Annotated in this window: 20 protein-coding genes and 1 riboswitch; of the genes, 9 read left to right on the top strand and 11 right to left on the bottom strand. The window is 62.9% G+C overall.

The window, feature by feature from the left end:
* Window positions 1-39: 39 nt before the first annotated feature.
* Together lipB and MVC20_RS13420 are read left to right on the top strand one after the other, a co-directional pair.
* On the top strand, window positions 40-723 hold the full coding sequence (lipB, locus tag MVC20_RS13425) for a lipoyl(octanoyl) transferase LipB (protein ID WP_297542189.1): 684 nt from the start codon (window positions 40-42) through the stop codon (window positions 721-723).
* 98 nt (window positions 724-821) lie between these two features.
* Window positions 822-1,211 carry a c-type cytochrome gene (locus tag MVC20_RS13420; RefSeq protein WP_297542187.1) on the top strand — a complete coding sequence of 130 codons (390 nt, stop codon included), beginning with the start codon at window positions 822-824 and terminating at the stop codon, window positions 1,209-1,211.
* A gap of 64 nt (window positions 1,212-1,275) precedes the next feature.
* Here MVC20_RS13420 and arsB read toward each other — a convergent pair whose 3' ends face one another.
* Genes arsB through MVC20_RS13400 form a run of 4 tightly spaced genes read right to left on the bottom strand, consistent with a single transcriptional unit; the run spans window position 1,276 to window position 5,373 of the window.
* Window positions 1,276-2,283, bottom strand: a complete 1,008-nt coding sequence (gene arsB, locus MVC20_RS13415) for an ACR3 family arsenite efflux transporter (protein ID WP_297542185.1) — start codon at window positions 2,281-2,283, stop codon at window positions 1,276-1,278.
* Window positions 2,280-3,542 carry an organoarsenical effux MFS transporter ArsJ gene (arsJ, locus tag MVC20_RS13410; protein ID WP_297542183.1) on the bottom strand — a complete coding sequence of 421 codons (1,263 nt, stop codon included), beginning with the start codon at window positions 3,540-3,542 and terminating at the stop codon, window positions 2,280-2,282. Before arsJ ends, arsB begins: the two co-directional genes overlap by 4 nt.
* Window positions 3,539-4,537, bottom strand: a complete 999-nt coding sequence (locus MVC20_RS13405; RefSeq protein WP_297542181.1) for an ArsJ-associated glyceraldehyde-3-phosphate dehydrogenase — start codon at window positions 4,535-4,537, stop codon at window positions 3,539-3,541. Before MVC20_RS13405 ends, arsJ begins: the two co-directional genes overlap by 4 nt.
* Window positions 4,534-5,373, bottom strand: coding sequence for a helix-turn-helix domain-containing protein (locus MVC20_RS13400; RefSeq protein ID WP_297542179.1), 840 nt, complete (start codon window positions 5,371-5,373; stop codon window positions 4,534-4,536). The genes MVC20_RS13405 and MVC20_RS13400 overlap by 4 nt, the downstream gene beginning before the upstream one ends.
* Before the next feature lie 183 nt (window positions 5,374-5,556).
* Between MVC20_RS13400 and MVC20_RS13395 the strand changes: the two genes are divergently transcribed.
* On the top strand, window positions 5,557-5,916 hold the full coding sequence (locus MVC20_RS13395; protein ID WP_297542177.1) for a BrnA antitoxin family protein: 360 nt from the start codon (window positions 5,557-5,559) through the stop codon (window positions 5,914-5,916).
* A gap of 138 nt (window positions 5,917-6,054) precedes the next feature.
* Here MVC20_RS13395 and MVC20_RS13390 read toward each other — a convergent pair whose 3' ends face one another.
* From MVC20_RS13390 to ettA, 4 genes are all read right to left on the bottom strand, one after another.
* The gene (locus tag MVC20_RS13390; protein ID WP_297542175.1) at window positions 6,055-6,783 is read right to left on the bottom strand and encodes a hypothetical protein; all 729 of its coding nucleotides are present in this window, start codon (window positions 6,781-6,783) and stop codon (window positions 6,055-6,057) included.
* 97 nt (window positions 6,784-6,880) lie between these two features.
* Entirely contained in the window at window positions 6,881-7,123 is a 243-nt protein-coding gene (locus MVC20_RS13385) for a CopG family antitoxin (RefSeq protein WP_297542174.1), read from the bottom strand.
* On the bottom strand, window positions 7,086-7,391 hold the full coding sequence (locus tag MVC20_RS13380) for a BrnT family toxin (RefSeq protein WP_297542172.1): 306 nt from the start codon (window positions 7,389-7,391) through the stop codon (window positions 7,086-7,088). Before MVC20_RS13380 ends, MVC20_RS13385 begins: the two co-directional genes overlap by 38 nt.
* Before the next feature lie 13 nt (window positions 7,392-7,404).
* On the bottom strand, window positions 7,405-9,060 hold the full coding sequence (ettA, locus tag MVC20_RS13375) for an energy-dependent translational throttle protein EttA (protein ID WP_297542170.1): 1,656 nt from the start codon (window positions 9,058-9,060) through the stop codon (window positions 7,405-7,407).
* A gap of 151 nt (window positions 9,061-9,211) precedes the next feature.
* Here ettA and MVC20_RS13370 point away from each other — a divergent pair, with 151 nt between their 5' ends.
* Together MVC20_RS13370 and dacB are read left to right on the top strand one after the other, a co-directional pair.
* Window positions 9,212-9,823, top strand: a complete 612-nt coding sequence (locus tag MVC20_RS13370; protein ID WP_297542754.1) for a nicotinate-nucleotide adenylyltransferase — start codon at window positions 9,212-9,214, stop codon at window positions 9,821-9,823.
* A 58-nt stretch (window positions 9,824-9,881) separates the two neighbouring features.
* Window positions 9,882-11,381 (top strand): D-alanyl-D-alanine carboxypeptidase/D-alanyl-D-alanine-endopeptidase, encoded by a 1,500-nt coding sequence (dacB, locus tag MVC20_RS13365; protein WP_297542168.1) that lies wholly within the window; start codon window positions 9,882-9,884, stop codon window positions 11,379-11,381.
* 4 nt (window positions 11,382-11,385) lie between these two features.
* Here dacB and MVC20_RS13360 read toward each other — a convergent pair whose 3' ends face one another.
* Window positions 11,386-12,045 carry a glutathione S-transferase N-terminal domain-containing protein gene (locus MVC20_RS13360; RefSeq protein ID WP_297542166.1) on the bottom strand — a complete coding sequence of 220 codons (660 nt, stop codon included), beginning with the start codon at window positions 12,043-12,045 and terminating at the stop codon, window positions 11,386-11,388.
* Window positions 12,046-12,073: 28 nt separating this feature from the next.
* Window positions 12,074-13,015 carry a DUF726 domain-containing protein gene (locus tag MVC20_RS13355; RefSeq protein ID WP_297542164.1) on the bottom strand — a complete coding sequence of 314 codons (942 nt, stop codon included), beginning with the start codon at window positions 13,013-13,015 and terminating at the stop codon, window positions 12,074-12,076.
* A 113-nt stretch (window positions 13,016-13,128) separates the two neighbouring features.
* A riboswitch (SAM riboswitch) is annotated at window positions 13,129-13,205 on the top strand.
* A 56-nt stretch (window positions 13,206-13,261) separates the two neighbouring features.
* On the opposite strand from MVC20_RS13355, the gene metZ reads away from it, so the two are divergent.
* The 4 genes from metZ (at window position 13,262) to MVC20_RS13335 (ending at window position 16,751) form a co-directional block, all read left to right on the top strand.
* Complete coding sequence (gene metZ / locus MVC20_RS13350) at window positions 13,262-14,446, top strand: O-succinylhomoserine sulfhydrylase (protein ID WP_297542162.1); 1,185 nt, start codon at window positions 13,262-13,264, stop codon at window positions 14,444-14,446.
* Window positions 14,447-14,584: 138 nt separating this feature from the next.
* Window positions 14,585-15,685, top strand: a complete 1,101-nt coding sequence (gene folE2, locus MVC20_RS13345; protein WP_297542160.1) for a GTP cyclohydrolase FolE2 — start codon at window positions 14,585-14,587, stop codon at window positions 15,683-15,685.
* Window positions 15,686-15,852: 167 nt separating this feature from the next.
* A complete protein-coding gene (locus MVC20_RS13340) occupies window positions 15,853-16,407 on the top strand; it encodes a hypothetical protein (protein ID WP_297542158.1) in 555 nt (184 codons plus the stop codon).
* Window positions 16,408-16,529: 122 nt separating this feature from the next.
* Window positions 16,530-16,751, top strand: coding sequence for a hypothetical protein (locus MVC20_RS13335; RefSeq protein WP_297542156.1), 222 nt, complete (start codon window positions 16,530-16,532; stop codon window positions 16,749-16,751).
* 33 nt (window positions 16,752-16,784) lie between these two features.
* Here the strand turns inward: MVC20_RS13335 and MVC20_RS13330 are convergent, their stop codons facing one another.
* Window positions 16,785-17,396 carry an inner membrane-spanning protein YciB gene (locus tag MVC20_RS13330; RefSeq protein ID WP_297542154.1) on the bottom strand — a complete coding sequence of 204 codons (612 nt, stop codon included), beginning with the start codon at window positions 17,394-17,396 and terminating at the stop codon, window positions 16,785-16,787.
* Between the last annotated feature and the right edge of the window lie 34 nt (window positions 17,397-17,430).

The raw sequence follows: 17,430 nt of genomic DNA, 5'->3' as shown, positions 1-17,430 counted from the left end.
TACCACAAGTTTTCCCTCACACGTGAACAGAGTCAAACCTTGCCGCTAAAAACCCCCTTTGCCATCGACCCATCCGGCGTTGAGTGGCATCTCTCCGCCGATCTCGTGCCCTATCCGGTAGCCGTGGCCGCAATGGAAGAGCGTGTCGCGCGAATCGCCGAAGGCACCGCGCCTGAGGCGATCTGGCTCTTGGAGCATCCCCCGCTCTATACCGCCGGCACCTCTGCCAAAGTGGAGGATCTGACCGATCCCGACCGCTTTCCGGTCTTTGAGGCCAAACGCGGCGGGCAATATACCTATCACGGCCCCGGTCAGCGCGTGGTCTACATCATGCTCGACGTGGGCAAGCGCGGCCGCGATGTGCGCTGCTTCGTGCGGCAGCTGGAACGGTGGGTCATCGCCACGCTGGCGGAATTCAACATCACAGGCGAAATTCGCGCAGGCCGCGTCGGCGTCTGGGTCACGCGCCCCGACAGGCCGCCGACCGCGGCCGGTCAACAGGCAGAAGACAAGATCGCCGCCATCGGCATCCGCCTGCGCAAATGGATCAGCTTTCATGGCATCTCGATCAATGTCGAGCCGAACCTAGAGCATTTCACCGGCATCGTGCCCTGCGGGATCACCGAGCATGGCGTGACCAGCCTTGTCGATCTAGGCCTGCCCGTCACCATGGACGACCTCGATGTCGCCCTGCGCCGGTGCTTTTCACAGGTATTTGACTGAGGCAATGCGCCACCTGCACCAAAGTTGGAGGTTGCAAGCCGGGGCGGTCGGACTATGGTTAACGTCGGACTGCAACCAAACCCCAAATGAGGTAGCTCATGAAGACCCTTCTCGCCGCATCTGCCACGCTTGTGGCTCTTTCTCTGCCTGCTTTTGCCGAAGGCGACGCCGCCAAGGGTGAGAAAGAATTCAACAAATGCAAAGCCTGCCATATGATCGCCTCGGACAGCGAAACGATCGTCAAAGGCGGCAAGACCGGCCCCAACCTCTATGGTGTAATCGGGCGCACGGCAGGCAGCTATGAAGGCTTCAGCTATTCCGATGGCCTCGCTGCCAAAGGTGCCGAAGGACTGGTCTGGGACGAGGCGGAACTGGCCAAATTTCTGACCAACCCCAACGACTATCTCGGCAGCCGGTCGAAGATGACCTTCAAGCTGGCCAAGGGCGCCGAGGACGTGGCGGCCTATCTCGCGACCTTCTCGCAGTAAGCAAAATCTTTGCCGCAAGGCACAAAGCCCCGCGCCATCGCGCGGGGCTTTTGAATGGAAAGGCTCAGGGAAACCGCGCCCGCGTCCGGTTGGCCAATGCCACCAGCGACAGCATCACCGGCACCTCGACCAGCACCCCCACCACCGTTGCCAATGCCGCCCCGGAATTGAGACCAAAGAGCGAAATCGCCACCGCCACCGCGAGTTCAAAGAAATTCGACGTGCCGATCAGCGCACAGGGTGCCGCGATCCGGTGTGGCACCTTGAACGCCCAAGCCGCCGCATAGGCCAGCGCAAAGATGCCATAGCTTTGCAGAAGAATGGGCACCGCAATCAGGCCGATCACCATGGGTTGCTCGACGATGACCCGGCCTTGCAGGCCAAAGAGGATCACCACCGTTGCAACAAGCCCGAGGATCGACCACGGCTTGACCCGTGCCTGAAAGTCCGCGATCCGCACCTCAGACCCCAGCCTGCGCCGCGTCAGCAACCCGGCCGCCAACGGCAAAGCCACAAACAGCAGCACCGACAGCACCAGCGTTTCCCAAGGCACGACAATATCCGTGACCCCGAGAAGAAACGCGACAAGCGGCGCAAAGGCAAAGACCATCACCACATCGTTGACCGAGACCTGCAAGAGCGTGTAGCTCTCGTCGCCCTTGGTCAGTTGCGACCACACAAACACCATCGCCGTGCAGGGCGCCGCCCCCAAGAGGATCAACCCGGCGATATACTGTTGGGCATCGGCAGGGGCGATCAGCTCGGCAAAGACGCCCTCAAAGAAAAGCACCGCCAGCGCGGCCATGCTGAACGGCTTGATCATCCAGTTGACCACCAGCGTGATCGCCAGCCCCCGGGGCTGGCGCGCCACTTTGCCGAGGCTTGTGGGATCGACGCCGACCATCATCGGATAGACCATCGCCCAGATCAGCACCGCCACCACCAGATTGACCCGCGCCACCTCGGCCGCCGCAACCGCCGCGACAAGACCCGGGGCCACGAGGCCAAGAACCACGCCCGCGGCCATGGCCAGCGCGACCCAGAGGGTCAGATAGCGTTCGAAAGCACTCATGTTTCTGCCTTTTCCTGTGGGGTCAACCGTCCCGCCGCCAGCGCCGAGAGCGCCACCATCCCGGTGGCCACACCCAGCATCAGCGCAAGCCCACCCAATTGATAGGTCAGCCCAGAGAGCAACGTGCCCAAGAGCCGCCCGCCGGCATTGGCCATGTAATAGAACCCGACATCCAGTGTCACCCGTTCTGCGCGGGTGAAGGCAAGGATCAGATAGGAATGCAGCGCCGAATTGACGGCAAAGATCGCGCCGAACACCAACAGCCCCACCACAAGCGCCACGGTGAGCCATGTCTGCGCCCCCTCGGCCATCAGCGCCAACGCGGTCAGCACCGCAGGCACCCCGCAAAGCGCGAGCGCCCAGCCCCGCGCCGCCGCGATCAACGCCGCCTCTGGCCGCGACCTGGCGCGCAGGATCTTGGGGGCCGACGCCTGCACCGCGCCATAAAGGATGATCCAGCCCGCCATGAACGTGCCGATCAGAAAGAACGCGGCGCGGTTCCCGGCCTCTGACCCGTCCGACAGGACACCGTAGAAATAGATCGGGATGCCCACCACGAACCACACATCGCGCGCACCAAAGAGAAACACGCGTGCCGCGCTCAGCCAGTTTACATTGGCAGATTTCGAGAACACTTCCGAGAATTTCGCCCCCTTGCGCCCGCGCGGCAGGCCCGGCGGCATGGCGATGACCACGGCCATCAGGATCACCGCCAGCACCCCCGCCATGGACCAGACCGCCCCGACAAAGCCGGTCCCGGCCAAGAGCGCCGCGCCGAGGAGAAAACCGACCCCCTTGACCGCATTCTTGGACCCGGTGAGCACGGCGACCCAACGGAAAAGCCCGCCCTCCTCCGACGGGGCCAGCAATTTGACCGCGGATTTCGAGGACATCTTGGCCAGATCCTTGGCCACGCCCGAGGCCCCCTGCACACCCATCACAAAGGCCACCGAGAGCGCGAGGCTCCACTCCGGGTCCAGTTGCGCCAAGGCAATCAGCGCCGCCACTTGCAGGCCAAGCCCGGCATAAAGCGTCGCCGTCAATCCGAACCGCGCCGCGATCCAGCCCGCCGAGAGGTTTGTGACCATCCCCGCGACCTCGTACAAAACAAAGAGATAGGCCAGTTGCACCGGGCTGAATCCCAGTGTGTGAAAATGCAAGAGCACCAGCATCCTGAGTGCGCCATCGCTGAGCATGAAGGCCCAATAGGCCGCCGTGACGGCGATATAGGCGCTCAGGCCTTCGGGTCTTGTGCTCACAGGCTATCCCCGACCATGCAGGCGACATCGACCAGCCGATGCGCATAGCCCATCTCGTTGTCATACCAGACATAGACCTTTACCTGCGTGCCGTTGACCACCATGGTCGACGGGGCATCGACGATGCCTGACCGCGTGTCATTGGTGTAATCGGCGCTGACAAGGGGCCGGGTTTCATACCCCAGAATACCCGCGAGCGGACCTTCGGCGGCGGCTTGGAAGAGCGCGTTCACCTCCTCGACGCTGGTCTCGCGCTCCATCTCGAACACACAATCGGTGATCGACGCATTGAGCAGCGGCACGCGCACGGCATGGCCATTCAGGCGGCCTTTCAGTTCGGGGTAGATCAGGGTGATCGCCGTGGCGCTGCCCGTGGTGGTCGGGATCAGCGAATTGAGCGCCGAACGCGCACGACGCAAATCCTTGGCGGGGCGGTCCACGATGGTCTGCGTGTTGGTCACGTCATGGATCGTGGTGATCGAGCCATGCTTGATGCCGATGCTCTCGTGCAGCACCTTGACGACGGGCGCGAGGCAATTGGTCGTGCAGCTTGCCGCCGTCACGATGCGATGCCGCGCAGGCTCGTAAATCGCGTGGTTGACGCCATATACGATATTGGCGGCATCGCCATCCTTGACCGGAGCCGAGACCACGACTTTCTTGACGCCTGCCGCGAAGTAGGGCGCGATCTTGGCCTCGGTCTTGAAAACGCCCGTGCAGTCGATCACCACGTCCACACCCTCAAGCGGCAGCGCATTCAGATCTCGCGCGCCGATGAACGGCAGCCGCACGCCATTGATGATCACCGCGCCGTCGGCATGCCCGAAACTTGCATCCCACCGCCCGTGCACCGTGTCGAACTCGAGCAAATGGGCGTGCATGGCGGCATCGCCCACCGCGTCGTTGATCCACGCCACCTTGGCGCCGCGCTCCAAGAGCGGCTTGAGGATCAGCTTGCCGATCCGACCCAGACCGTTGATGGCATAGACCGTCATGCGCCCTGCCCCTCGGACTGCCGCGCGATGTCATCGACCGCGGCCTGCAGGCTGACACGATCCAAGGTCGAAATCGGCAGCGCCGCAAAGGCCGTGATCCGGTTGCGGAGCGCGCCATAAGCCTGTTGAAACGCAAGGCTTTTCTGCGCCTCCGTGCCCTCGGCCTTGACCGGGTCGGGCATGCCCCAATGGGCGCTGACCGGCTGGCCTTCCCAGGCCGGGCATTCCTCATTGGCTGCGGTGTCGCAGACGGTAAAGACGAAATCGAGCGCCGGGGCATCGGGGCCGGTAAACTCTGCCACGTTCTTGGCGCGTAGCGGGGTCAGGTCATGGCCTTTGGCGCGCAAGACCTCCAGAGCAAAGGGATTAAGCTCGGAATAGGGGCGCGTTCCGGCGGAATGGACGGTGAACCGATCCCCCGCCATGTCGCGCAGGATGGTTTCGGCAAAGATCGACCGCGCCGAATTGCCGACGCAGATGAAGAGCACGGTGTATTTCCGGTGGGCCATAGCGGGGCCTCCTGTCAGAGTGGGGAAGGGCGCGCAGATATAGGGGCGCCCGCGACAACAATCGTTGAACAGGTAATCGAAGGTGCGTCGCACCTCTGTCATGTCGATGGAATATCTAAGGGATGTACCCGCCCGCTCTTGCACCACCAGCCCTGCCTGCATCAAGGCGGCGAGATAGGCGGAGAGGGTCGAGGGCTTGAGGCCCAGCACCGTGGCCAATTCGCCCGCCGGGATACGATCCGGGTAGCGGCGCATGAGCAGCCGGAAGATCGCCAGCCGCTGCGGGTGACCAAGGGTTGCGAGGCGGGTGGGGGCCAGTGTTTCCATATTTCATGAATATCGGAAATATAGAGGAACTCAAGTGAAGGTTTTGTAACAGGCGGGTCGGACAATGCGCCGTGTTTGCTGACAGTATCCTGTCGGTATGGCGTCGGTGGGCGCGTGCGGGCGCGCAAGCGCGTGTTAACCCCCTTTGGACCAGGATGATCCCACGTAATCCGGAGCGCATGAATGGCCCGCCTGACCAAAACCCAACGCCTTGCCCGTGAGCGGCTCTTGCATGACCTCATTCACCTGAGCCGCGACGATTGGGTCTCGGCCACACTGGCCGATGTCGTGCCCGATGCCTGGCACACGCTGGAGGTCGATCTGGATGTGGAGGAACCGCGCGAGAAGGTGACGCTCTATCTCGACCGCTCGGTGGCGCGGTTCTATCGCGGCATGGGGCACGGCTATCAGGCGCGCATCAACCGCCTGCTCCGCACATGGGCGCAAATGAAGATCGCGGGCGAGGTGCGGCTGGATGCGTATCTGGCGAAGCGGGTGGCGGGAGATAAAGGGGAGACAGCAGAGGATGGGGAGGCGGGTTGAGGGCCGCGCGATGGCCGACGCGCGCGGGGGAAAGTCGAACGACAAGAGCGATCTTTGCGACAACGCGTAGGGTGGGTGCAACCCACCAACGGCGCGAGATGGCGTATGGATGGTGGGTTGTCACCCACCCTACGCGTGCTACAAATGCTTTGTCTTCAAAGCGTCAGCAAGGCGCGCAACATCAGATGGACTCACACGGTCAAAAAGGCGAATAATTTCGTTAATTCTCTCAAATATAGAAATGTCGAAGCCGTCTGCTGAAACGGTTATCCCACTGTCTATTGAGAACGATAGCGTGCTAAGATCGCCGGATACTTCGTCAAGTTTAGACTCTAATTGGTCAAGCTTTTCTATCAAGTCACGCGGCATAGGCAGTTCGCCTACCGATGCAAAAAGACTTTCCAATTCAAGTGCTCGGACAACGGGGGATCTAAAAGGCTTTGCTTCTAGTGCCGCTTGGCAAGCCTTTTTTATTTTACCTTTAGCTGCCTCGACTGAGGCTATGTCGGCAATATCAAAGAAGATAATTCTTTCTGCAGCAAGATCAAAAGGCGGCTTCTCTCCTGTTTGTGCAAGGTGCACAATCGGTAGATTGAAACAGTGACGCAAACCAATCTCGTACATAACATTCGGATTTTGACCTGTTAGATCCGCGATGACCAGTTCAGCAGTGTGTAATCGCCTAACTATATCGGAGGTTATTGTTCCCGGTTCATCGACTTCGTCGGCACGCACAATATCTAAAAAATCTTTAGATATGGGCCGTAAAAGATGAGTTAGAAGATCATCAGCACGCTTTCTTTGTGGTGTGGCATCGCCTCCTATGGGCGTTACAAAGAAGCAGGAATGCACAGTCTTTTTTGACATCGAGATAACCCCTCACCTCGCGAAATTTTTATATTTCACCCTCTTCGGCTCCAGCGCATCCTGACAAAGTCAACAGGCGCGCCCGTGTTCCCACCTCTCACACCGCCTTCTCGATGGCTTCGCGCACCAGTCTCTGATAGGGGATGCCGCGCTCTTTTGCGCGGGCCTTGAGCGCGGTCACGAGAGCTTCGGGGACGCGCATGGTGATGCGGGCGGTTTTGGGCAGGCGTTCCCAATCGAGCGGCTGGAACTGGGTGAAGTCGAGGTCGGACAGGTCTTGGTCGAGGAAGGCGTCGGCCTCCTCATCCGTCGTCATTTCGGGCACCAAACGCTTCTTCATATCTGACCACCTCTCTTGCGTGCATGTATCGCGCGCTGATCGGGCGCAGCCGCCCGTTGCGCCAACAGAAAGCGACAAAGACAGGGCGGCCCTCTTCGGTGCGGCTTATGGCGATGAAGCGTTGTTCCTCGCCGGAATGCCGCGTATCGGGGGCCGCCCGCGCGTCATGTGTCAGGGCAAACTCGATCTGCGCAATGCTCAGGCCGTGTTTCTGACACTTGGCGCGGTTGCCGTCGTCCCAGTCAAATGTATGTACATTCGTACACACAATCAAGAGGTGGCTATCGCACGAACTTTTTGTATTTCACCCGCTTCGGCTCGAGCGCGTCTGGTCCGAGGCGGCGTTTCTTGTCTTCTTCATAGGCCGAGAAATCGCCTTCGAACCATTCCACATGCGCATCCCCCTCGAAGGCGAGGATATGCGTGCAGATGCGGTCGAGGAAGAAACGGTCGTGCGAGATGACCACGGCGCAGCCTGCGAAATCCATCAGCGCGTCTTCCAGCGCGCGCAGGGTTTCGACGTCGAGGTCGTTGGTCGGTTCGTCGAGCAGCAGCACGTTGCCGCCCTCTTTCAGGAGCCGCGCCATATGCACGCGGTTGCGCTCGCCCCCCGAGAGGAGCGAGACCTTCTTCTGCTGGTCGCCACCCTTGAAATTGAACGCCCCGCAATAGGCGCGGGAATTCATCTGCGCGTCGCCCAGCACGATCACCTCGGCCCCGCCGGAAATCGCCTCCCAGACGTTATCGTCGGGTTTGAGATCGTCGCGGGACTGATCGACATAAGACAGCTGCACCGTCTCGCCCAGTTCGATCGTGCCGGCGTCGGGCTGTTCCTGCCCGGTCAGCATCTTGAAAAGCGTGGATTTGCCCGCGCCGTTGGGGCCGATGACGCCCACGATGCCGCCGGGCGGCAGGGAAAAGCTGAGATCCTCGATCAAGAGCTTGTCGCCCATCGCCTTGCGCAGCCCCTCGACCTCGATCACCTTGTTGCCCAGGCGCTGGCCGTTGGGGATGACGATCTGGGCGCGGCTGATGCGCTCGCGCTCGGACTGGCTGGCCAGTTCGTTATAGGCGTTGATCCGCGCCTTTTGCTTGGCCTGCCGTGCCTTGGCCCCCTGGCGCATCCATTCAAGTTCGCGTTCCAGCGTCTTTTGCTTGGACTTATCCTCGCGCGCCTCTTGCAGGAGGCGCTTGGCCTTCTGGTCGAGCCAGGCCGAGTAATTGCCCTCATAGGGGATGCCCCGGCCGCGATCCAGCTCGAGAATCCAGCTTGTGATGTCATCGAGGAAATAGCGGTCGTGGGTGACGATCAGGATCGTGCCCTTGTAGGCAATGAGGTGCTGTTGCAGCCAGGCGATGGTTTCGGCGTCAAGGTGGTTGGTCGGTTCGTCCAGCAGCAGCATGTCGGGCGCTTCGAGCAAGAGCTTGCACAGCGCCACGCGGCGGCGTTCGCCCCCCGAGAGCGTCGAGACGGCCGCGTCATCGGGCGGGCAGCGCAGCGCCTCCATGGAGATGTCGATCTGGCTGTCGAGATCCCAGAGGTTCTGGCTGTCGATCTCGTCCTGCAGCTGCGCCATCTCGTCGGCGGTCTCGTCGCTGTAGTTCATCGCCAGTTCGTTGAAGCGGTCGAGCTTGGCCTTTTTCTCGGCCACGCCCAGCATGACATTGCCGCGCACATCGAGGCTGTCGTCGAGCTGCGGCTCTTGCGGCAGATAGCCCACGCGCGCGCCTTCGGCGGCCCAGGCCTCGCCGGAGAAATCCTTGTCCATTCCGGCCATGATCCGCATCAGGGTGGATTTACCCGAGCCGTTCACGCCAACGACGCCGATCTTTACCCCCGGCAGAAAGTTGAGGTTGATGTTCTCAAAGCATTTCTTGCCGCCGGGATAGGCCTTGGAGACGCCCTGCATGTGATAGACATATTGATACGCTGCCATGATGTGCCGCTCCATTCCGCTTGGGTAACTGCTAATTCAGCCCGCGTGATACCTGCATGGGCGTGCGGGGGCAATGGGCTGTGGGGCGATGGATCAGGGGGCGCCCCGGATTTCGCTTTACACCGCGCGCGCCGCTGGCAATGAAGAGGCGATGACACATGCCCTGCCCCCTACCCGCCCCGGTCAGGTGATCGGCCTCTTGGGTGGATCGTTCGATCCGCCCCATGCGGGGCATCTGCATATCAGCCGCGAGGCGCTGCGGCGGTTCGGGCTGGACCGGCTGTGGTGGCTGGTAAGCCCGGGCAATCCGCTCAAGGCGCATGGCCCTGCGCCGCTCGCGCAGCGTATGGCGGCCGCGCGGGCATTGGTCGATCATCCGCGCATCGACGTGACGGATATCGAGGCGCGGACCGGCACGCGCCATACCGCCGCCACGCTGCGCGCGCTGCGCAGGCTCTGTCCGGGCGTGCGGTTCGTCTGGCTGATGGGGGCGGACAATCTCGCGCAATTCCACCTCTGGCAGGATTGGCGCGACATTCTCGACACGGTGCCGGTGGGGGTTCTGGCGCGGCCCGGTCAGCGTATCTCGGCGCGGCTGTCCCCTGCGGCGCGCATCTACGCCAGTGCCCGCCTGCCCGGCCATCAGAGCCAGGCGCTGGGACGGCGCGACGCCCCCGCCTGGTGCTTTGTCAATGTCCCGATGATGGATATTTCCTCGACCCGTCTGCGCGAGAGCGGCACCTGGACGCGGGGGCAGAAGTGACCGCGCGGCCGGCAAATCGCGATTGCGTGCGGGCGCAGCCTAAGGTTTACTCGAGGCCATGAGAACGCGCATGTCACGGCGGTATTTTCTGGGCACGGCGCTGGCCGCGCTGAGCAGTCCGGCCTTTGCGGGTGCGCCAGCGGTCTCCCTGCGGCCGGTGGCGCGGCCCGATGGGGGCGCACGCCGCGCGGTGCAACGCGCGCCCGCCCCCGAGGCGCTGATTTCCGAGGCCAATCTGTCGGGGCGTGTGGGCTATGCGGTGGCCGACGCGCGCAGCGGGCAGCTGCTCGAGGCGGGCGATGCCACGACCGGCCTGCCACCCGCGAGCGTCACCAAGGCGGTGACGGCGCTCTATGCGCTTGACGCGTTGGGGACCGAGCATCGCTTTGGCACGCGGCTGATTGCAACCGGGCCGATTGCGGGCGGTGTGCTGAATGGCGATCTCATTCTGGCGGGCGGCGGGGATCCGACGCTGGATACCGATGCGCTGGCGGGACTGGCCGCCAATCTGGCCAAGACAGGGCTGCGCGAGCTGCGCGGCAGGTTCCTGGTCTGGGGCGGCGCGGTTCCGTTCAAACGCGCCATTGACGAGGCGCAGCCGGAACATGCGGGCTATAACCCCGCCCTTTCTGGCCTCAACCTCAATTACAACCGCGTGCATTTCGAGTGGAAGCGCGCGGGCGGCAAATATGCCGTCACCATGGACGCGCGGTCAGACCGCTACCGCCCCGATGTGACGATGGCGCGGATGCGGATCGCCGATCGCAGCGTGCCGGTCTATACTTACAAGGACGCGGGCGGCTATGACGACTGGACCGTGGCGCTGGGGGCGCTCGGGAATGGCGGCGCACGCTGGTTGCCGGTGCGCAAACCCGAACTTTATGCGGGCGAAGTCTTTGCCACCTTCGCGCGGAGCCACGGGATCAAGACCGGCGCGCCGCAGATCACCGAGAACCTGCCCGGCGGCACCGTGCTTGTGACCCATGCCAGCGCGCCGCTCCGCGACATCCTGCGCGACATGCTGAAATATTCGACCAACCTCACGGCGGAAATGGTGGGGCTTGCGGCCTCGGCCAAGCGGCGGGGCGCGGTGGTGGCGCTGGATCAATCGGCGCGGGACATGAACGACTGGGCGGCGCAGGCGCTGGGCATGTCGGGCGCGGCGCTCCGGGATCATTCGGGCCTCAGCGATCGGTCGCGCCTGTCGGCGGCGGCCATGGCGCAGGCCTTGGCGCGGGCGCATGGCGCGGGCCTCTTGCGACCGCTCTTGCGACAGGTCGACTTGCGCGACGCCCAAGGCCGCCCCAATCGCAATCATCCGCTCAAGGTGGCGGCCAAGACCGGCACGCTGCATTTCGTAAGCGCGCTTGCAGGCTATGTGACGACCCCGCAAGGGGCCGATCTGGCCTTTGCCATTTTCACCGCCTCGGACAGTTTGCGCGCGCGCATTGATCCCTCGCAGGATGACAGCCCTCCGGGCGCGCGCGGCTGGAATGCGCGCTCAAAGCGGCTGCAACAGGCGCTGATCGAGCGTTGGGGCGCGGTTTACGGCGGCTGACAGGCTATTTCCGCGCTGTCGGATCGCGGCGCTTGTCGGCATGGAGCGCGCGGCCCCGTTGCACCCCCTCGCGCGCGCCCACCTTCTCAAGCCAGCGGGCGAAATGCGGTTTATCCTCCAGCGTCTGTTGCTGCCCTTCCCAGAGCGAACACCAGCCCCAGAGCGCCATATCGGCGATGGAATAGAAATCGCCCGCGACATATTCAGACTGCGCCAATTGCCGGTCGAGCACGGCGTAAAGCCGCGCCACTTCTGCGCGGTAGCGGTTCTTGGCATAGGGAATATCCTCGGGGGCGAATTTCAGGAAATGATGCGCTTGGCCAGCCATTGGCCCAACGCCGCCCATCTGCCACATGAGCCATTGATCGACCGCAATCCGGTCCCGCGCGGTCTGTCCGTAATATTGCCCGGTCTTGCGCGCCAGATATTGCAGGATCGCCCCGGACTCGAAGATGTGGATCGGCGCGCCGTCCGGCCCCTCGGGGTCGGTGATGGCGGGAATCCGGTTGTTGGGCGAGATGGCAAGAAATTCAGGCGCGTGTTGATCGCCCGCGCCAATGTCGATCAGGTGGCAGCGATAGGGCAGGCCCATCTCGTCGAGGGCAATGGAAATTTTCCAGCCGTTCGGCGTGGGCCAGAAATAGAGGTCGATCGGGGCGGGCATGGGTCAGGCTCCTGAGCATGGGATGCGCTCAGAATGACGGTTTGCGTCCCATTGGCAAGGGCAGGCGGAGATCCGGCAAGGTCAAAAGACGCGACCACCGCGGCTCGCAGACAGAGGGCAGCGCCGCACGCAGCGCCCCAAGCGGCAGATCGGGGCCAGCTCGCAGCAGGCGGTTGTAGAGCGCAAAGACACCGGGGCGCGTATAGGGCGACCAGTGGCAGACCCGCGCGGCAGGCGGGGCGATGGCAAAGCCCAGACGGTCCAGCGCCGCAAGCGTGCCGGGATGGTCCATCTGGAGCGTGAGCACATTGGGCCCTGCGGGCAGCGCAAACCCGAGACTGCGGTCGCCGCGCCGGGGCGCGGGGATCAGACATTCGAGCAGGAAATCGTAAAAATCATTCTCACGGCTGGTGATGTTGATGATCTCGACGCGCCGACCCGCAGGGGTATCCAGCGCCTCTGCCGCGCGCTGACCGAATTCGGCACCAGCCAGCAGGATCATGCGCCGCAGCGCACCTTCGGGCAGATGCGCCAGCGCCGAGAGCACCACCCGCGCGCCCAGGGAATGGGCAACCGCGTGGATCGGGCGATCCGGGCGCGCGGCGCGAATCATCAGGACAAGTTGCGCCAGTTGCGCCCCCGCCTTGGCCGCCTCGGCATAGGCGCGCCAGATGTTGCCGCGCGCGGGCCAGCCAAAGCCGATGGCCAATCCTTCCTCTGGCGCATTGGCGCCAAAGCCCAGCCCCGCGGGCCAGCTGCGCACTTTGAAACAGTTACGTTCCGGCCTGAGTGAGAAGATGTGATCGTGCGGGCATTCGGTGGGGTGGTGAGGGGCGTATTTGAACCCATGGACCATCAGAATCACCGGCCCGCTGTCGCGCAAGAGACCGGGGAGCGCCAGCGCCGGATCCCCGGCCCCGTCATGCAGCACCGGGCCATTTGGCCCCGCATTCACATGGATCAGCGGCATGTCCCTCACCCCACCAGATGTTGTGGCCGAGAGCTACGCGGCGCATACGTCGTTACGGTGACGCTTGCGTGAAACCTGCGTGACAGAGTTGACGCGCGCGCGGCGCGGGAGTAATCCGCAGATGTGGCGATTTGTTACCGGATTGCGGGCCACGTTAAACAAACCGCTAAAAGGTCAGGATGAAAGGGCCCTTTCGCTTGACCGCGTCGGGGCTTTTTTCATGGGCGGTTGGCCCGGAGGACGGATATGAGCGAGACTTGGCAGAAGCGCACCAAACTGGTGCATGGCGGCACGCGGCGCAGCCAGTATAACGAGGTGAGCGAGGCGATCTTTCTCACCCAGGGATTTGTCTATGACACCGCCGAGGCGGCAGAGGCGCGATTCATCAAGGCGGGCGCGGATGAATTCATCTATGCGCGCTATGGCAATCCCACGGTCGCGATGTTCGAGGACCGGATCGCGGCCCTTGAGGGGGCCGAGGATGCCTTTGCCACCGCGAGCGGCATGGCGGCGGTCTCGGGCGCGCTGACCTCGATGCTGCGGGCGGGCGATCATGTGGTTTCGGCGCGGGCGCTCTTTGGCTCGTGTCTCTATGTGCTCGAGGAAATCCTGACCCGGTTCGGGGTCGAGGTCACATTCGTGGACGGCACCAATCTGGAGGAATGGCGCGCAGCCATCCGGCCCGGCACCAAGGCGGTGTTCTTCGAGACCATCTCGAACCCCACGCTCGACGTGGTGGACATCCGCGCGGTGGCGGATTTGGCCCATGCGGCGGGTGCGCTCGTGCTGGTGGACAATGTCTTTGCCACGCCGGTCTTTTCCCGCGCCATCGAGCAGGGCGCGGATGTGGTGATCTACTCCGCGACCAAGCATATCGACGGGCAGGGCCGCACGCTGGGCGGGGTGATCCTGGGAAGCCGCGCGTTCATCCGCGGCACCGTGGAACCCTACATGAAGCACACCGGCGGCTCGATGTCGCCCTTTACCGCCTGGGTCATGCTCAAGGGGCTGGAGACCATCGACCTGCGGGTGCGGGCGCAAGCGGCCAGCGCACAGGCGATTGCCGAGGCATTGCAGGGCGATGCGCGGCTGGCGCGGGTGATCTATCCGGGGCTGGCCGATCATCCGCAGAATGCCCTGGTGCGCGCGCAGATGGGCGAAGGCGGCACGGTTCTGGCGCTCGACCTCAAGGGTGGGCAAGAGGCGGCGTTCCGGTTTCTGAACGCGCTGGAGATCGTGGTGATCTCGAACAATCTGGGCGATGCGAAATCCATCGTGACCCATCCCGCCACGACGACCCATCAACGCCTGCCTGCCGCGCAGAAGGCGGCCCTTGGCATCACGCCGGGGCTGGTACGGTTGAGCGTTGGCCTCGAGGATTGCGGCGATCTGATCCGCGACATCCGGAACGCGCTAGAAGCGGCAAGTTGAGGCAGAGGGGTTTTTCAGCAATTTCCGAGGCTTGAATGATCCGCTTTGCCGCTTTTGACGTAAATCCTTACGATAATGGCAATTCCTGCGGAAACCTTGTATGTAAAGGTCTGGCAGAGCGGATAGGGAAGTTTTGCGATGAATGTGCATCCGTCTGAGATGAAGCCTGCTCCGGACCGGGACGAGGCCAAAGAGGCGCTGGCGCTGCTGCGCTCCTGGGCGCGTGCCGCGTCGCCCGAAGAGGTGGCCGATCTCGATCCGGCGATTGCACGGCTTTTGCCTTCGGGCGAGGTTGCGAATTATCCGGTTCTGGCGCGGGAATATCCCGAGGATTTCGCCACGAGCGCCGCCTATCTGGCCAGCCTGCCCGACTTGCAGAATGGGCCGGCCTCGCTCATTCGCGGGACGCGGCAGCAGTTGCAGCATGTGGGGATTTCGAATTTCCGCCTGCCGATCCGCTATCATACCCGAGATAATGGCGATCTGACGCTCGAGACCTCGGTGACGGGCACCGTCAGCCTGGACGCAGGCAAGAAGGGCATCAACATGTCCCGGATCATGCGCAGTTTCTACAAGCACGCGGAAAAGACGTTCAGCGCCGATGTGATGGAGGCCGCGTTGTCGGATTACATCACCGATCTTGAGTCGCTCGATGCGCGGCTGCAAATGCGCCTCTCCTATCCGGCGCGCGTGCGCTCGCTGCGTTCGGGGCTGGAAGGCTACCAGTATTATGACATCGCGATGGAGCTGGTGAAGAACGCCGGCGTCACGCGCAAGTTCATGCATCTCGATTACGTCTATTCCTCGACCTGCCCCTGTTCGCTGGAACTCAGCGAACATGCCCGCGCCGCGCGCGGACAACTGGCCACGCCACATTCGCAGCGCTCTGTCGCGCGAATTTCAGTGGAATTGGTCGAAGAGGATTGTCTGTGGTTCGAGGATCTGATCGAACTGGCCCGCCGCGCTGTGCCGACCGAAACACAGGTCATGGTCAAGCGTGAGGACGAGCAGGCCTTTGCCGAGTTGAACGCCGCCAACCCGATCTTTGTCGAGGATGCCGCGCGTCTCTTTTGCGAGCAGTTGCTGGCTGATCCGCGCATCGGCGATTTTCGGGTCGTGGCCAGCCATCAAGAAAGCCTGCACAGCCATGATGCGGTCAGTGTACTGACCGAGGGTGAAACCTTTGCCGCGCAGAGCCTTGATCCCCGGTTGTTCCAGACCCTTATTCATGGGCGTTAAGCCCGGAAATCCGGCAAATCGGCCAAATTTTCAGCAGGAATCCGCGTAGCGCAGCGAAAGTGATTTGACCTTAGGTCAAATTGCTGCAACGCAGCGATGCGCGCGTTATATTCCTGTCATCCGCTTGCTTTAAATGCAGGCGCGCATCTGCTGAAAAGGACGAACTCATGCTTGCACCCGAACTTCCGCTGAAACTGTCCGCTGCCGGCATCCGGTTCACCGGATACCTGGTCGAGAAACAGTTGCGTGTGGCGCAGGTCTATTGCGAGGCGATGCTCAAGAGCGGCGTCTGGTCGCGCAATCTGACGGCCAAGGCCGCAGTTCCCGCATCCCCCGCCAAACCCAAGGCACCGGCCAAGCCCAAGGCTGCGGCCGTCGCCGCCAAGCCGCGCCGCGCCACCCGCGCCCCCGCGACCCCGGCCGCGCCCGTCGCCCCCGTGATCAAATCCGTGGAAAAGGCCGCCCCGGCCGTTGCCGCAAGACCGGCCCCCGTGGCCGAGGTGAAGCCCGCGGCAAAGCCCGCCACCGTGGTCATGGCCAAACCCGCCCCCACGGCCGAGGTGAAGCCCGCGCCAAAGCCTGAGGCAACGGCGGTGAGCGCGGCACAGCCCGCCCCTCAGCCCACGGCACGCGTGATCCCCGTCGATACGGCCGCGCCCAAGCGCCAGCCCTCGCCGCCCCCGTCGATGCCCGAGCGCGCGCCCAAGGCCAAGGCCGAGTAACACGAAAGGCCGGGATGCAGCCCCTGCAACCCGGCCATTCCGTTTCAGCGTTGGTCGTGTCAACGTGACTGACCTATCTTGGGGTCAGGGAGGGAACCAAACCACGTAAAGTGAGGTTTCCAATGGCGAATATCACAACCAATGTTACTGCATCTCCTCTGCGCGAGGGATGGAAACGCTTTGTCGCAGCCATCGTGCGCGGGCTCGAGGCCCAAGCTGCGGTCACGGCACGGCGCAACCGGATCGAAGCGCTGGAAGCGAAATCAGATGCAGAGCTGGCCCGCATGGGTCTGCGCCGCGAAGACATCGCTTATCATGTCTTCAAGGATCTGTTCTACGCCTGATGTGCGACGGCGGCGGGCACCCTGCCCGCCCTGTCAGGCACCCTTGTCGTCCTTTTCCTCGGTCGAATGATCGCGAAAGAGCGCGCCTTGCGCCATGAAGAAGACAAAAATCGCGGCCGTCAGACCGAAGGTCTTGAAATAGACCCACATTTCTTCGGTCTGCGTGCGCCAGATCGCCTCGTTCAGCAGGGCGAGACCGAAGAAGAAGAGCATCAAGCGCCGGGTCAAGATCATCCAGCCCGCATCGGTCAGCGGCATCACCCCGTCCATCACATATTGCAGATACGAGCGCCCGCGCAGCAGGCCATAGCCCAGCACCCCGCCGAAGAGCAGGTAGATCATCGTCGGCTTCATCTTGAAGAAGCGCGGATCGTTGAACCAGACGCTGAGACCGCCAAACACCACGATCAGCACCGCCGTGACCACCTGCATCCGGCTCAGATGGCCGGTGAGTCGCCACAAAATACCCATCGAGATCAGAAATACCGGGATGAACCCAGCGGTGACGACGATAAAGCCCTCATAGTCGGTGCCGCCAATGGAAAAGACCCTGTCCTTGAGCCAGAGATAGGCGGCAAAAAAGCCCAGCACAGGGCCAAATTCCAGAACCGGCTTGGCCCATTTGGGCGGCTGCGTGTCATCCATGTCGTCAGGTTTCCTTATCGCTCACGCCGGTTGT

Origin of the sequence: Roseovarius sp. (assembly GCF_027019125.1) — a bacterium.
Classification (GTDB): domain Bacteria; phylum Pseudomonadota; class Alphaproteobacteria; order Rhodobacterales; family Rhodobacteraceae; genus Roseovarius.
This window is presented reverse-complemented; position numbering and strand designations above follow the sequence as displayed.

Excerpts from the sequence above, each read along its gene's own strand:
- MVC20_RS13420 (WP_297542187.1), top strand. The coding sequence starts at position 822 with ATGAAGACCCTTCTCGCCGCATCTGCCACGCTTGTGGCTCTTTCTCTG.
- arsB (WP_297542185.1), bottom strand. The coding sequence starts at position 2,283 with ATGAGTGCTTTCGAACGCTATCTGACCCTCTGGGTCGCGCTGGCCATG.
- MVC20_RS13405 (WP_297542181.1), bottom strand. The coding sequence starts at position 4,537 with ATGACGGTCTATGCCATCAACGGTCTGGGTCGGATCGGCAAGCTGATC.
- MVC20_RS13400 (WP_297542179.1), bottom strand. The coding sequence starts at position 5,373 with ATGGAAACACTGGCCCCCACCCGCCTCGCAACCCTTGGTCACCCGCAG.
- MVC20_RS13395 (WP_297542177.1), top strand. The coding sequence starts at position 5,557 with ATGGCCCGCCTGACCAAAACCCAACGCCTTGCCCGTGAGCGGCTCTTG.
- MVC20_RS13390 (WP_297542175.1), bottom strand. The coding sequence starts at position 6,783 with ATGTCAAAAAAGACTGTGCATTCCTGCTTCTTTGTAACGCCCATAGGA.
- MVC20_RS13385 (WP_297542174.1), bottom strand. The coding sequence starts at position 7,123 with ATGAAGAAGCGTTTGGTGCCCGAAATGACGACGGATGAGGAGGCCGAC.
- ettA (WP_297542170.1), bottom strand. The coding sequence starts at position 9,060 with ATGGCAGCGTATCAATATGTCTATCACATGCAGGGCGTCTCCAAGGCC.
- MVC20_RS13370 (WP_297542754.1), top strand. The coding sequence starts at position 9,212 with ATGACACATGCCCTGCCCCCTACCCGCCCCGGTCAGGTGATCGGCCTC.
- dacB (WP_297542168.1), top strand. The coding sequence starts at position 9,882 with ATGAGAACGCGCATGTCACGGCGGTATTTTCTGGGCACGGCGCTGGCC.
- MVC20_RS13360 (WP_297542166.1), bottom strand. The coding sequence starts at position 12,045 with ATGCCCGCCCCGATCGACCTCTATTTCTGGCCCACGCCGAACGGCTGG.
- MVC20_RS13355 (WP_297542164.1), bottom strand. The coding sequence starts at position 13,015 with ATGCCGCTGATCCATGTGAATGCGGGGCCAAATGGCCCGGTGCTGCAT.
- metZ (WP_297542162.1), top strand. The coding sequence starts at position 13,262 with ATGAGCGAGACTTGGCAGAAGCGCACCAAACTGGTGCATGGCGGCACG.
- folE2 (WP_297542160.1), top strand. The coding sequence starts at position 14,585 with ATGAATGTGCATCCGTCTGAGATGAAGCCTGCTCCGGACCGGGACGAG.
- MVC20_RS13340 (WP_297542158.1), top strand. The coding sequence starts at position 15,853 with ATGCTTGCACCCGAACTTCCGCTGAAACTGTCCGCTGCCGGCATCCGG.
- MVC20_RS13335 (WP_297542156.1), top strand. The coding sequence starts at position 16,530 with ATGGCGAATATCACAACCAATGTTACTGCATCTCCTCTGCGCGAGGGA.
- MVC20_RS13330 (WP_297542154.1), bottom strand. The coding sequence starts at position 17,396 with ATGGATGACACGCAGCCGCCCAAATGGGCCAAGCCGGTTCTGGAATTT.